Source organism: Streptosporangium sp. NPDC002607, from assembly GCF_053592655.1.
Window position 1 is genome coordinate 102452 of sequence record NZ_JBSFWD010000007.1, and the last position, 12891, is coordinate 115342.

The 12891-nt window shown below is 72.2% G+C and carries 8 protein-coding genes; 4 read left to right on the top strand and 4 right to left on the bottom strand.

Going from position 1 to position 12891, the window contains the following annotated elements; all coding sequences use genetic code 11:
- Positions 1-139: 139 nt before the first annotated feature.
- A complete protein-coding gene (locus ACWD3H_RS10540; protein ID WP_355552185.1) occupies positions 140-865 on the top strand; it encodes a hypothetical protein in 726 nt (241 codons plus the stop codon).
- Between the two features lie 117 nt (positions 866-982).
- Here the strand turns inward: ACWD3H_RS10540 and ACWD3H_RS10545 are convergent, their stop codons facing one another.
- On the bottom strand, positions 983-1846 hold the full coding sequence (locus tag ACWD3H_RS10545; RefSeq protein ID WP_355552182.1) for an alpha/beta hydrolase: 864 nt from the start codon (positions 1844-1846) through the stop codon (positions 983-985).
- Positions 1847-2031: 185 nt separating this feature from the next.
- Here ACWD3H_RS10545 and ACWD3H_RS10550 point away from each other — a divergent pair, with 185 nt between their 5' ends.
- From ACWD3H_RS10550 to ACWD3H_RS10560, 3 genes are all read left to right on the top strand, one after another.
- Positions 2032-2733, top strand: coding sequence for a type 1 glutamine amidotransferase (locus ACWD3H_RS10550; RefSeq protein WP_355552179.1), 702 nt, complete (start codon positions 2032-2034; stop codon positions 2731-2733).
- A 207-nt stretch (positions 2734-2940) separates the two neighbouring features.
- Complete coding sequence (locus ACWD3H_RS10555) at positions 2941-5922, top strand: bifunctional [glutamine synthetase] adenylyltransferase/[glutamine synthetase]-adenylyl-L-tyrosine phosphorylase (RefSeq protein WP_451954861.1); 2982 nt, start codon at positions 2941-2943, stop codon at positions 5920-5922.
- Between the two features lie 173 nt (positions 5923-6095).
- Positions 6096-7322 carry a hypothetical protein gene (locus ACWD3H_RS10560; RefSeq protein ID WP_451954753.1) on the top strand — a complete coding sequence of 409 codons (1227 nt, stop codon included), beginning with the start codon at positions 6096-6098 and terminating at the stop codon, positions 7320-7322.
- Between the two features lie 39 nt (positions 7323-7361).
- On the opposite strand, the gene ACWD3H_RS10565 is transcribed toward ACWD3H_RS10560, so the two are convergent.
- The 3 genes from ACWD3H_RS10565 to ACWD3H_RS10575 all read right to left on the bottom strand — a co-directional run bounded on the left by ACWD3H_RS10565 (position 7362) and on the right by ACWD3H_RS10575 (position 12878).
- The gene (locus ACWD3H_RS10565; RefSeq protein WP_451954754.1) at positions 7362-8198 is read right to left on the bottom strand and encodes an LLM class flavin-dependent oxidoreductase; all 837 of its coding nucleotides are present in this window, start codon (positions 8196-8198) and stop codon (positions 7362-7364) included.
- Between the two features lie 106 nt (positions 8199-8304).
- Positions 8305-8916, bottom strand: a complete 612-nt coding sequence (locus ACWD3H_RS10570) for a C40 family peptidase (protein ID WP_451954755.1) — start codon at positions 8914-8916, stop codon at positions 8305-8307.
- Positions 8917-9098: 182 nt separating this feature from the next.
- Positions 9099-12878, bottom strand: coding sequence for a type I polyketide synthase (locus ACWD3H_RS10575; protein WP_451954756.1), 3780 nt, complete (start codon positions 12876-12878; stop codon positions 9099-9101).
- Positions 12879-12891: the final 13 nt, after the last annotated feature.

Consider the following 12891-nt stretch of genomic DNA (forward strand, 5'->3'; position numbering starts at 1 on the left):
TACCGGTGTTACCCGCTGCTAATCGAGGCGTCATCGACCCCGAGTTGGCTGTATGTACAAGCAGTCCGGTAAAATCGGCTAGTCCGAATACCGTTATTTTTGAGGATTAATCGCCATAAAAGGCGACAGGAGGTGCGGCATGACGACGGCTGCCGAGCTGCAGACCGTGCTGACCGTTCCGGCGCGTTTCCGCGGCCCCGAGGGCTCCGCGAACGGCGGATGGATCGCGGGCACGGTCTCCGAGGCGTTGCACGGCGCCCGGCACGACTCGGCTGTCGAGGTCACGCTGCACGCGCCCACGCCACTGGATACCGAGCTGTCCCTGCGCCACCTCGCCAACACCACGACCCTCACCGACGGTGAGAGGCTCCTCGTCGAGGCCATCACGGTCACCGAGGAGTTCGACGTACCGGCCTTCGTGCCCTTCAACGAGGCGGCGCGGGCCGAGGGCGGCTTCGCCGGCCTCGTCGAACACGCCTTCCCCGGCTGCTTCGCGTGTGGTCTGCGCGATCCCGGCGACGGCCTGCGGATCTTCCCCGGCCCGGTGTCCGGCACCGGCCTGATCGCCGCCGGCTGGCGGGTCCCGATGACCGTCACCGACGAGGACGGCGCCGTCCCCGACGCGATCGTCTGGGCCGCCCTCGACTGCCCCACCGGCTGGGCGCACTTCCAGCCGGGCGAGTTCGCCCTGCTCGGCCGGCTGACCGCGCGGCTGCACCGCCGGATCTATCCCGGCGGCACCTACTCCGTCGTCGCCCGCGCCAGCGGCCGCGAGGGACGCAAGCTCTTCGGGGAGAGCGCCATCTACGAGGTCGACGGCACCCTGGTCGCCGCCGCCAAGGCCGTTTGGATCGCTCCCGCCTAGGTCCTGCCCCCTGGGTCCTTTGCCCGCGGCCGCCTTACCAGGCCCCGCTCGACCGATCCTCGCCACGGCGGGATCGGCCGGGCAGTGCCTGGTACGGGTGCCCGTCGTTCCCTGCGGTCAACGGGTGAGATGATCGGCGATCAGCGAGGCGCAGCGGTCGTCGAAGAGGATCGTGTAGTGGTTGCAGTCCTCGACCACCTCGTCCTTCAGCGAGGGCACCCGCGCGGTCCACTCGGCGGCGAGCTCGTCGGGCAACATGCCGACCGGCTGGTTCAGCAGCCCCCTCGGGGCGCGCAGCAGTGACAGGGGCGAGGTGATCGCCCGCAGCGCGGCACCGATCGCCTCGCCCTCGGTGAGCATCCACCGGCCGTCCTCGCGGACCGGCTCCTGCCGCGCCCGCGAGCGCACCGCGCCTTCCGGCCCCGAGGCGTCGTAGCGGACGTACTCCTCCGCCTCCTCGGTCCACGCGCCGACGAAGGCCGGGTGGGCCTTGAAGAAGTCCACGTACGCGTCGACGCTCGGGAAGGTCTGGGCCAGCCGGGCGATGGCGGGCCCGAGCGTGGCCTCGATGACCGCGTCGGGGTCCGCGCCGGGAGGCATCGGCAGCGGGAGCCCGCCGTCGACCAGCACCACCTTGGCGTAGTCGTGGCCCGCCGCGGCGAGCGCGGTGACGTAGGCGCCCATCGAGTGGCCGGTGAGCACGATGTCGGACTCCGCGCCCACGGACCGGGCGACGAGGTTCACGTCCTCGGCGTGCCCGGCCAGGCCGTACGGGCCGGGGAGCCCGGCGCTGTGGCCACGGCCGCGCAGGTCCATCGCGACCAGCGACCATTCGGCGGGCAGTCTGCGGGCGACGCCGGTCCAGGACATGAGCGAGGCGGTGATGCCGTGCACGGCCACGATCACGCGCGGCCCGGTTCCGAACCTGGCGACGCGCAGCGCGCCGCCGGGGACCTCGACATCACTCAGGACGGGATTCATGGCACTCCTTGGAACTGGAGACCTCCGCCTGCTTCCGGCGAAGGGGGGAACGCGGCCCTTCGGCAATGTATCTGGATCCGGTCAGGTCACCGAGAGCGTGACGGCGGCGGGTGCTCCGCTCAGGGGCGGCGGTTCTCCGGTTTCTTACGTCCGCTCTTGTGCCTGTTTGAGCCCATAATTGCCGTATGAGAATTACCGTCATCGAGCACGAGGCGGATGCGGGCCTCGGGTTCCTCGCCGAATGGCTGTCCGGAGCCGGGGTCGCCTGCGAGGTCGTCCGGCCCTACCTGGGCGAGGCCGTGCCCGAGCGGGCCGCCGGCGGGCTGATCGTCCTCGGCGGCGAGGCGGCGGCCTGGGAGGACGAGCAGTACCCCTGGCTGCCCGCCACCCGAGACCTGATCCGCGGCTGTGTCGAGGCGGGCGTGCCCACCCTGGGGATCTGCCTGGGAGCCCAGCTCATGACGCTCGCCTGCGGTGGCGCCGTCGAGCGCGGAGAGCACGGGCTGGAGGTGGGCGCGACCGAGGTCGTCCCGCTGCCGGCCGCCGGGGCGGACCCGCTGTTCACCGGCCTCGCCCCCGCTCCCGCCATCCAGTACCACCGCGACGCGATCACGCGGCTCCCCGCGGGCGCGGTGCCGCTGGCCACCGGCGACCCCTACCCCAACCAGGCCTACCGGCTGGGGGAGAACGCCTGGGCGGTGCAGTTCCACCCCGAGGCCACCCCGGAGATCTTCGCCGGCTGGACGGCCGGCTCGGCCGACCGCCTGACCGACCTGGGCCACCCGGTCGAGGAGCTCAACACGCAGGTGAAGGAGGCCAGAGAGCGGCTCGTCGCCGCCTGGAGGCCGCTCGCCGAGCGATTCGCCACCGCCGTCCAAACCGCGTGACTGAGCGATTACGTTCCGAATCCGCTAACGACGCCGCACAGTTTCAGGATTAGCCTGTGCGGCGACGCTCCGAATGCCCGAGGTGCGCGCCGAGGCCGACGCGACCGTGAGGGGCGTGCACCTTTGATCGCTCGGGGTAAGGATTGAGGAAGGGCACCCGTGCCTGTGATCGAGGACCATGGAGGGTCGGTGGAGACCGTGCCCCGGATGCAGACGACTGCCGGGCGTCTGGCCAGGCTCGGCTTCGCCGACGGGGCCAGGGCCGAGCGGCTGCTCGACGAATTGGGGCCGGAGGCCTTCGGAGACATCGACCTGCTGACCTCGCTGGTCGCCACGGCCGATCCCGACCTGGCGCTCACCTCGCTGAACCGGCTGGCCGAGCAGGACCCCAGCGTTCTTGGAGCGCTCCGATCGGATTCCGGGCTGCGTGCCCGGTTGCTCGGCGTCTTCGGCGTCAGCGCCGCGCTCGGCGACCATGTCGTCAGGCACCCGGAGCACTGGCGCCTGCTCTGCGGGGTGTCGGCGATGGAGCGCCCGGGCGAGGGGGAGCTCCGCGCGGAGCTGCTGCTCGCGGTCGGCGCCGAGCCCGACGACCCCGAGCCGAGGGCCGCCGACGCCTCCACCGCCACCCTCTCGGCGCTGCGCGTCGCCTACCGGGGCCGCCTGCTCCACCTCGCCGCGCGCGACGTCGCCGGGGCCGTCTCGCTGTCGGAGGTGACCGCCGAGCTGTCCGACCTGGCCGGGGCCGCGCTGGAGGCGGGGCTCGCCGTCGCCAGATCGGAGCACCCGGAGGCGGGGGCGGTGCGGTTGGCCGTCATCGGCATGGGCAAGTGCGGGGCACGCGAGCTCAACTACATCAGCGACGTCGACGTCGTCTTCGTGGCCGAGCCGAGAGAGGGGGCCGACGACTCCCTCGACGAGCACGGGGCCATCAAGCTCGCCACCCGGCTGGCCCAGGGCATGATGCGCGCCTGTTCGACCAGTACCCCGGAAGGGGCGCTGTGGGAGGTCGACGCGGCGCTGCGCCCCGAGGGCAAGGCCGGGCCGCTGGTCCGCACCCTCGCCAGCCACCTGGCCTACTACCGGCGCTGGGCCAAGACGTGGGAGTTTCAGGCACTGCTGAAGGCACGGCCGATCGCGGGTGACACCGAACTCGGAGAGCAGTACGTCGCCGCGGTGAACGAGATGGTCTGGCAGGCCGCCACCCGGGACAAGTTCGTCGAGGACGTGCAGGCCATGCGCCGCCGGGTGGAGGAGCACGTCCGCGGCGGCGAGGCCGAGCGCCAGCTCAAGCTCGGGCCGGGCGGGCTGCGCGACATCGAGTTCGCGGTGCAGCTGCTCCAGCTCGTCCACGGCCGTCTCGACCCGCTGCTGCGCCGCCGTGCCACGCTTCCCGCGCTCGCCGCCCTCTCCCGCGGCGGCTACGTGGGCAGGGACGATGCCAAGGCCCTCGCCGAGGCGTACACCTTCCTGCGCCAGGTCGAGCACCTCATCCAGCTGCACCGGCTCCGCCGCACGCATGTGGTGCCCGATGGCAACGCCGACCTGCGCCGCCTCGGCAGGAGCCTGGGCATGACCGCCGACCCGGTGGGAGAGTTCACCACCAGGTGGCGGCGGCACGCCATGGAGGCACGGCGCCTGCACGAGAAGCTGTTCTACCGGCCGCTGTTGCAGGCGGTGGCCCGGCTGCCCGAGTCCGAGGACCGGCTCTCCACCGCCGCGGCCAAGGCCCGCCTGGAGGCGCTCGGCTACACCGACCCGGCCGGGGCGCTACGCCACATCAGCGCGCTGACCACGGGCGTCTCCCGCCGTGCCGCGATCCAGCGCACTCTCCTTCCGGTCATGCTCGGCTGGTTCGCCGACGCCCCCGACCCCGACGCCGGCCTGCTCGGCTTCCGTCAGGTCTCCGACAAGCTCGGCTCCACCCCGTGGTACCTGCGACTGCTGCGCGACGAGACCGCGGTGGCCTCGCAGCTGGCCCGGATGCTCGGTACCAGTCGCTACGTGACGGGACTGCTGATGAACGCACCGGAGTCGGTCGCGATGCTCGGCTCGGACACCGAGCTGGCCCCCAGGCCCGCCGAGGCGCTGCTGTCGGAGGCGCGGACCGTGGTCGCCCGCCATCCGGGGGACGCCGAGGGCGCGGTGGCCGCGGTCCGGGGGCTGCGCCGCAGGGAACTGCTCCGCACCGCCGTCGCCGACCTCGCCGGGCTCATCGACATCGAGGAGGTCGGCCAGACGCTGTCCGGGCTCAACGACGTGACGATCCAGGCCGCGCTCGACGCCGCGATCGACAAGGTCGAGATGGAACGCCGCACCCCGCTGGGCACCAGGTTCGCGGTGATCGCGATGGGTCGCCTGGGCGGGATCGAGTCCTCCTACGGCAGTGACGCCGACGTGATGTTCGTGCACTCTCCGCTGGCGGGGATGGCCGAGCGCGAGGCCACCGAGATGGCGTTCGAGGTGGCCAACGAGCTGCGCCGGCTGCTGGCCCTGCCCGCCCCCGACCCGCCGCTGCTCATCGACCCCGGCCTGCGCCCCGAGGGCAAGGCCGGGCCGCTGGTCCGCACCCTGGCCTCGTACGCTGCCTACTACGAGCGGTGGTCCTCGCCGTGGGAGTCGCAGGCGCTGCTGCGCGCCCGCTTCTCCGCCGGGGACGCCGAGCTCGGGGTCGGCCTGCTGCACCTGGCCGACCCGCTGCGCTATCCGCCCGAGGGCATCTCCGAGGCGGCGGTGCTGGAGATCCGCAGGCTCAAGGCCCGGATGGAGGCCGAACGGCTCCCGCGCGGCACCGATCCCGCCCTGCACACCAAGCTCGGCCCCGGCGGGCTGTCCGACGTGGAGTGGGTGGCCCAGCTCATCCAGCTCCGCCACGCCGGGCGCCTCCCGGCGCTGCGGACCACCCGCACCCTGGAGGCCCTGGGCGCGGCGGTCGCCGAGGGCCTGCTCGCGGAGGCCGACGAGGCGATGCTCGCCGAGGCATGGCGGTTCGCCTCCCGCATCCGCGACGCCATCGTCGTGGTCCGGGGCCGGGCCTCGGACACGATCCCGGTGGACGTCCGCGAGCGCATGCTCATCGCCCGCGCCCTCGGCTACCCGCCCGACGGTACGGAGGACTTCGTGGACGACTACCGCCGAGCCACCCGCCGGGCCCGCCGGGTCGTGGATCGCGTCTTCTACGAGGGCTGACCGTTCTCGCGGCCGGATGGGACCGGCACCTGTTCCGGCCACGCGCGAGGAGGCGGCGACCCACCCCCCGGGGTGGAGTGGATGCCTGTCACCCGACCTGGATCGTCACGAAAACCGACCCGTTTTGGTGATCTCGTTGCGCCGCCGGGGGCGGGCGTGTATCAACGGTCCGGGTGATCCTTTTGATATCGGTTTACATTGATCTGGCCATCGGCCTGATCCTGGCCTTCCTGCTCCTGTCGCTCCTGGTGAGCGGGATCAACGAGGCCATCGTCCGGCTGCTCGGGATCCGCAGCAAGTTCCTCTGGGCCTATCTCAGGGACACCCTGGACGGCTCATCAGAGGACGGCAGATCGTGGATCCCGTCGAAGGTGGCCGACGTCTTCGCGAAGCTGCCCTTCTCCGGTAACGATCCGCGCCCGGCGCACAGCCCCGATCCGGCGCCCGCCGTGGTCGAGCCGATGCGGGTCGACTCCGCCACGGTCCTGGCCACCGAGAACGCCGAGGAGAAGGTCTCGGAGGAGATCGCCGAAGGGATCGCCCCGGAGGGCATCGCGGGAAAGACCGCCGAGGAGATCGGATCCGACGAGACGGGCGTCGGTGGGCCCGCAGCCGAGGACCGCGCGGAGCCGCCCACGCCGGCGGTCGACATGACCGCGCGGCTGTACGAACGGCTCCAGGAGATCGACCACCCCAAGGGCACCCGCACCAGCATCGCGAACATCCCGCCCGAGCGGTTCTCCGGTGCCGTCATGGAGCTGGTCGCCGCGGAGGAGGGTGGGGTCGACGGCCTGCTCGCCAAGCTGGAGGCCATCCGCAGCCCGCTCGCGGGCCATCTCAAGGGCGTCTGGCAGGGTGCCCAGCGGGACGCGCAGAAGTTCCGGCAGGGCGTCGAGGACTGGTTCAACGGGGAGATGCAGCGCCTGTCCACCCTCTACGCCCGCTACGTCAGGTGGGTGGTGTTCGCGCTGGGTCTGGTGCTGACCCTGCTGTTCAGCATGGACGCGCTGGAGTACGGCAAGACCCTGCTGCGCGACAACGCCTACCGCGCCGGGGTGGCCGCCATCGCGGGCGGCGGCGGGGAGGGGTACGCCGCGCTGAAGGACAAGTGCGCGGGAGCAGGGAGCGGTCTCGCCGAGCCGTACCAGTGCGTGACCGAGTCCCTCAGCTCCCCGGCGCTGGTCAAGATCTTCGACCACGCGATCGTGAGCATCACGATCCCGCCCGACGGCTCCGACGATCCTTCCTTTCACTGGAACGGCGGAGCCTGGTGGGATCGGCTCGTCACCCCCGGCCACTGGCCGGGTTACCTGCTCACCATGGTGGCGCTGCTGTTCGGCGCCTCGTTCTGGTGGGACGTGCTGCGCCGCCTGACCGGCGTCCGGGGCAACCGCTCCTAGCCCTGGCCGTGCCGCTGTCCGGTGCCCGGGGCGACCCACCTAGCGGAGCTCGGCCAGCAGCAGGTCGACCTGGGGGAGCGGGTCGGGTCCGAACGGGCGGACCACGACGGTGCGGGCACCCGCCTCCCACAGTGACCTGACCTGGTCGGCGGCCTCCTCGGCGGAACCCACCGCCATCACCACCTCGTCCGGGGCGACCTTCAGGAACTCGGCGGAACCCTCGGCCAGCGCGGTGACCGTCGCGGCGTCGTCGCCGATGTAGAGGTTGACGAAGACCACCAGCTCGTGATCGCCCCCGCCGGTCAGCGTGAGGGCCTCCTCGATCTTCCCGGAACCGACCCCCTCGGGCAGGATCGTGCCCTGCGCCACCCGTCCCGACAGTTCCAGCGAGCGGGGCCGCAGCACCCCGGCCAGCAGCGGCGGCACGACGGTGGGGGGATGCACCAGGCGCACCCCGTCGAGCCGTACGGCCTTGCCCTCCAGGGTGACCGTCTCACCGCGCAGCAGCTCGCGTACCGCCGTGATCGTCTCCTCCAGCAGTGCCAGCGGGGAGGGCGCGAGTGCGCCCACCTGGCGCATCCAGTCCTGGACGCCGTGCCCGATGCCGGCCGCGAGCCGGCCCGGGTGCAGGCGGGCCAGGTTGCCCAGCTCCATGGCCAGCAGGGCGGGGTTGCGCAGCGGCGCCGGGGTGATCCCGATGCCCACCCGCAGGTGCTCGGTGACGGCGAGCGCGGTGGCCGCCGACGAGATCGCCCCGGTCCAGCCGAGATCCTCCACCACCCAGACGTCGTCCACCTCGGCCGCGTCCAGATGGCGGCAGAAGGGGATGAGCGACTCGGGGGGAAGGTCGCGATCGAACATGACGCCCAGACGCATGTCTCTCCTACGGTTGATATGTCTTTCCCGGTGCGGGATCCCGGGTGTTCCTGCCACGCGGTTTCCGCGGCACCTCATCTTCGCGGCATCCCGCTTTCGAGGCACCTCAGAGGGCTCCCGCGTAGCGGAAGTAGCCGGCGAGGTCGTCGAGGGCCGCGACGCGATCGATCCGCACCTCGGTCCCGGTCCTCCGTGCATTGATCATCTTGCCCTGGCCGACGTAGACGCCGACATGATGGGTGCTGACCTTACGCTTGCCGATCTTGCCGTAGAAGACGAGGTCTCCCGGCCTGGCCACGGCGGCGGGGACCCTCTTGAGTCGCTTCACGTGGTCGTCGGTGTTGCCGGGCCCCAGCACGTCGCGCCCGTAGGCGAGATGGTAGACCCAGCGGGTGAGACCGGAGCAGTCCAGGCCGAGGGTCCGGGTGGCCGGGCAGGGCCGGATCGCCCCCGTGTAGCCCTGGCAGGTGCCGAGGGAGGGGCCAGGCCTCTCGCCGTGACCGCCGCCCCAGGAGTACGGGATCCCGCCGCCCTTCCAGCCGGGTTGGTGCCATCCGGCCTCGATCGCGTACGCGATGGCGGTGATCCGGTTGAGGGCGACCGGCAGGGTCGGCACCGAGGCGCTCAGCAGCAGGAGCATTCCCAGCAGCGCGGCCGCCGCGGCCTGCCGCCGGTGTCCGAGAAGATCGCGAAGTCGGTGAGGGCCGGCCTCTGTCACGTCACCTCGCCAGACTTGTCGATATAGGTCATGACAAGTCTGCCCAACAATCCGGCCCCGTGCTGGGGGCGCCACTCCTGCGGCAACGGCGCCGAAGGAGTGGCGTTGCCAGGTCCGGCTCTATCCGGCCTGGTGGTGGTACGTGACCCTGACCATGCTCGCTCGGCCTTCCTCCGGCGGCCTCAGCCCCCGATCGCGGGCATGCTCCCGGGAACGGTCTCCGCCGCCGCGTCCGGTCTCGGAGTCGTGAGAAGCCCCACTAGGTGGTCCGCGATCGCGGAGATGGTGGGCTGCTGCCACAGCAGGGTCGCGGGGAGACGGCAGCCGAAGCGCTTCTCCAGGCGCCGCCGGACCATGACGGTCATCACCGAGTCCAGCCCCTGCTCGACAAGGGGACGCCGGGTCGCCAGGTCCTCGGGGGCCAGCCTCATCACGGCCGCGATCTCCGCGCGGATCTCGGGCAGGACGCGCTCGCGCAGGTCCTCGGGCGCCAGGCCGGCGAACGCCTCCGCGGGCCCCCGGAGATCCTCCTCGGCCGAGGCGGGCGCGTCGATCACCGGATAGCGGAGTCCCGTAAGGTGTCCCACCACCCGGCCGTCCACATCGGCCAGGAGCGCCCGAACGGTGTCGTCGGCGGCCGGGTCCACGGCCGCGTTGATGATCACCGTCGAGGGTGGCGTGCCGGTCAGCACCATCTCGTCGATGTGCACGACCATGCGCAGCACCGGATCGCCGGGGAACACGCAGGGCGCCACGGACATCGCCGCGTCCAGCGCCGGCGCCCAGCTCCCCGGTTCCTCGGTGCGGACCGTGGCCCGCAGCACGCCGTCTCCGCTCAGCAGCGTCTCGATCGTCCAGTCGAAGCCCGTCGAGGGCACGCCGACGGTGGCCAGCCGCTTGTGCACGAACCCGGGATCGATCGGGGTGAGAGCGCCGGCGTCCGGCAGCACGTCGGGTTTCACCTGGCCCGGAGCAGCCACGTCCGCGGTGACGTGCACCAGCCAGGCGGGTTCGGGCTCGTCGGGGCCGGCCGGTGTACGGGCCGCGAGCCGTACCACTGGAGGCTCGTGCACGACCTGGATCTGCCTGCGTTCCGCGGTCATCAGCGGATGCATCATCTCCACGTCGGTGAGCGTGACGTCCTCGTCCTCGACCGCGTGCAGGAACGTGTTGACCAGCACGGCGGCGGGCACGATCTCGACCCCGTTGAGGGCGTGGCTGCCCGGGTAGGGCCGGTTGGCGTCCTCCAAGCTGGTCCGCCACACCCGGGTCCGGCTGCCCGCGAGGCTGGTCCCGGCTCCGAGCAGGGCGTGGGAGTGCACGTCGTGCCCTCGGTTGTCGTCCTCGGTGTACGCTTCGCGCCAGTGGCGGCGGTGCTGCCAGGCGTACGGCGGCAGATCGGCCAGGCCGCCGGACGGCTGCAGCCGGCTCCAGTCCACATCGACGCCGTGACAGTGCGCCGTGCCCAGCGCGATGAGGAAGGTCGGCGACTCCGGCTGGTTCCGGCGCAGTGACGTGCCGACGAACACGTCCTCGAACCCGTTCTCCGCGAGCGTCTCGGTCACTGAGTGCGCGACCACGGGGTGGGGGGAGATCTCCAGGAACACGCGGTAGCCGTCCTGCGCCGCGGCCGTCGTCGCCGCGGCCAGCCGCACGGGGTCCCGGAGGTTCGCCGCCCAGTACGCGCTGTCCAGGACGGGCGTCGACCGGGGGTCCGCCAGCGCGGTCGTGTACATGGGGATGCGAGGCGCCCCGAACGAGAGATCGGCGGTGGCGGCGGCCAGTTCGACGGCCAGCGGCTCCATGTGCGGGCTGTGGAAGGCGACATCCGACGCCACCCGCCGCACCACGATGCCCTCGGCCGGCCACTCGTTCACCACCGCCTCGACCGCGGCGACGTCGCCGGACAGCACGGTGGAGCCGGGTGCCGACGAGATCGCGGCCACCAGGTCGGTACGGCCGGCCAGCCTCTCCGCCGCCTCCTCGAAGGACAAGTCGACCATCACCATGGCCCCCTTGCCCTCGGCCTGGCGCAGCAGCCGGGAGCGGCGGCAGATCAGGCGGGCGCCGTCGGCGACGGTCATCGCGCCGGCCGTCACCGCCGCCGCGATCTCGCCGACGGAGTGGCCGATGACGGCCTTCGGAGCGACCCCGTAAGCGTTCCAGAGCCTGGCGAGGCCCAGCTGCATCACGAAGATCATGGTTTGCACGCGGTCGATGGTGTCGAGATCGCCGTCGGCCAGGACCTGCCGGGGAGAGAAGCCGATCTCCTCGACGAAGATCGGCTCCACCTCGTCGACCAGGGACGCGAACTCCGGCACGGCGAGCAGCTCCCGCCCCATCCCGCGCCACTGGCAGCCCTGCCCGGAGAAGACCCAGACCGGCCCGGGACCGAGCTCGGGCAGCACGTCACCGGTGAGGACGGCCTCGGCCGGCACGTCCTCCGCGAGCCTGCGCAGGTTGGCCGCCAGCTCGTCCCCGTCCGCCCCGATCACGACGGCGCGACGGGCCAGATGGGTGCGCCGGAGCGCCAGCGTGTGCCCCGCCGACGCCAGGTCGAGCCCTTTCCCGAGGTGATCGGCGAGCTTGCCCGCGTACTGCCGCAGAGCCTGCTCCGACGCGGCCGACAGCGGGAACAGCCGCTCCCCGGTCCCCTCGCCCCGGGGCGCCTCCTGGGCCGGAGGAGCCTGCTCGAGCACGATGTGCGCGACCGTGCCGCCGTACCCGAAGCTGGAGACGCCCGCCCGGCGGGGGTGGTCGCGCTCCGGCCAGGCTGATCGTTCGGTCACCACGCGGAGACCCGAGGCCTCCCACGGGATGGCCGGGTTCAGGGTGGTCAGCACGCTCGGGGGGATCTCACCGCGGTCGAGGGCGAGCACCGCCTTGATGACGCCGGCGATGCCGGCGGCGCCTTCGAGGTGACCGATGTTGGACTTGACCGAGCCGATGAGGCACGGGTCGCCGGGGGACCGCCGCGTGCCGTACACGGAGGAGAGCGCCCCCGCCTCGAGCGGGTCGCCAAGCCGGGTCCCGGTGCCGTGCGCCTCGATGTAGTCGACGGTGGACGGCGCGACGCCCGCCTGCCGGCAGGCCCGGATCATCACGTGTTCCTGAGCCTCCCCGCACGGCGCCATGATGCCGTTGGTGTGCCCGTCCTGGTTCACGGCGCTGCCGATGACGAGCGCGAGGATCCGGTCACCGTCGCGCTGCGCGTCGGACAGCCGCTTGAGCACGACCACGCCGCAGCCCTCGCCGCGTCCGTAGCCGTCGGCCGACGCGTCGAACGACTTGGACCGCCCGTCAGGGGCCAGGGCCCCGGCTGTGCCGAGCGTGACGGTCTGGCCCGGGGTGACCAGCAGGTTGACGCCGCCGGCGAGGGCGATGTCGCTCTCGCCGAGCCGCAGGCTCTGCGCGGCCAGGTGCAGCGCGACCAGCGACGCCGAGCAGGCGGTGTCGATCGCCATGCTGGGTCCGCGCAGGTCCAGGGAGTAGGAGATGCGATTGGCGACGGCGCAGGTCGCGGCGCCGATCCCGGTCCACGCCTCGATCTGGGGCAGGTCCTCCAGGAGGCGGCTTCCGTAGTCGTTGGTGCAGACCCCGACGAACACCCCGGCATCGCCGCCGGCCAGCTCGTGCGGCGGCAGGCCGGCGTTCTCCAGGGCCTCCCACGCGGTCTCCATCAGGATCCGCTGCTGCGGGTCCATCAGCTCGGCCTCGCGGGGCGACAGGCCGAAGAACTCAGCGTCGAAGCCCTCGATGTCGCTCAGGAAGCTGCCGTGACGCACGGCGTCGCGCAGCGCGGCGGCGTATTCGGGGCTCCGGTTCTCATCCCGGCGCCAGCGTTCGGCGGGCAGCGGCCGGGTCGTGTTCCGGCCGGCGCGCAGCAGGTCCCAGAACTCGTCCGGTGAGCGGACGTCGCCGGGAAGGCGGCATCCGATCCCGACCACCGCCACTGGTTCCACCCGGACTCCGCGC

What these genes read in the sequence shown, in the direction of transcription:
- ACWD3H_RS10540 (WP_355552185.1), top strand. Translation starts at nt 140, where the DNA reads ATGACGACGGCTGCCGAGCTGCAGACCGTGCTGACCGTTCCGGCGCGT.
- ACWD3H_RS10545 (WP_355552182.1), bottom strand. Translation starts at nt 1,846, where the DNA reads ATGAATCCCGTCCTGAGTGATGTCGAGGTCCCCGGCGGCGCGCTGCGC.
- ACWD3H_RS10550 (WP_355552179.1), top strand. Translation starts at nt 2,032, where the DNA reads ATGAGAATTACCGTCATCGAGCACGAGGCGGATGCGGGCCTCGGGTTC.
- ACWD3H_RS10555 (WP_451954861.1), top strand. Translation starts at nt 2,941, where the DNA reads ATGCAGACGACTGCCGGGCGTCTGGCCAGGCTCGGCTTCGCCGACGGG.
- ACWD3H_RS10565 (WP_451954754.1), bottom strand. Translation starts at nt 8,198, where the DNA reads ATGCGTCTGGGCGTCATGTTCGATCGCGACCTTCCCCCCGAGTCGCTC.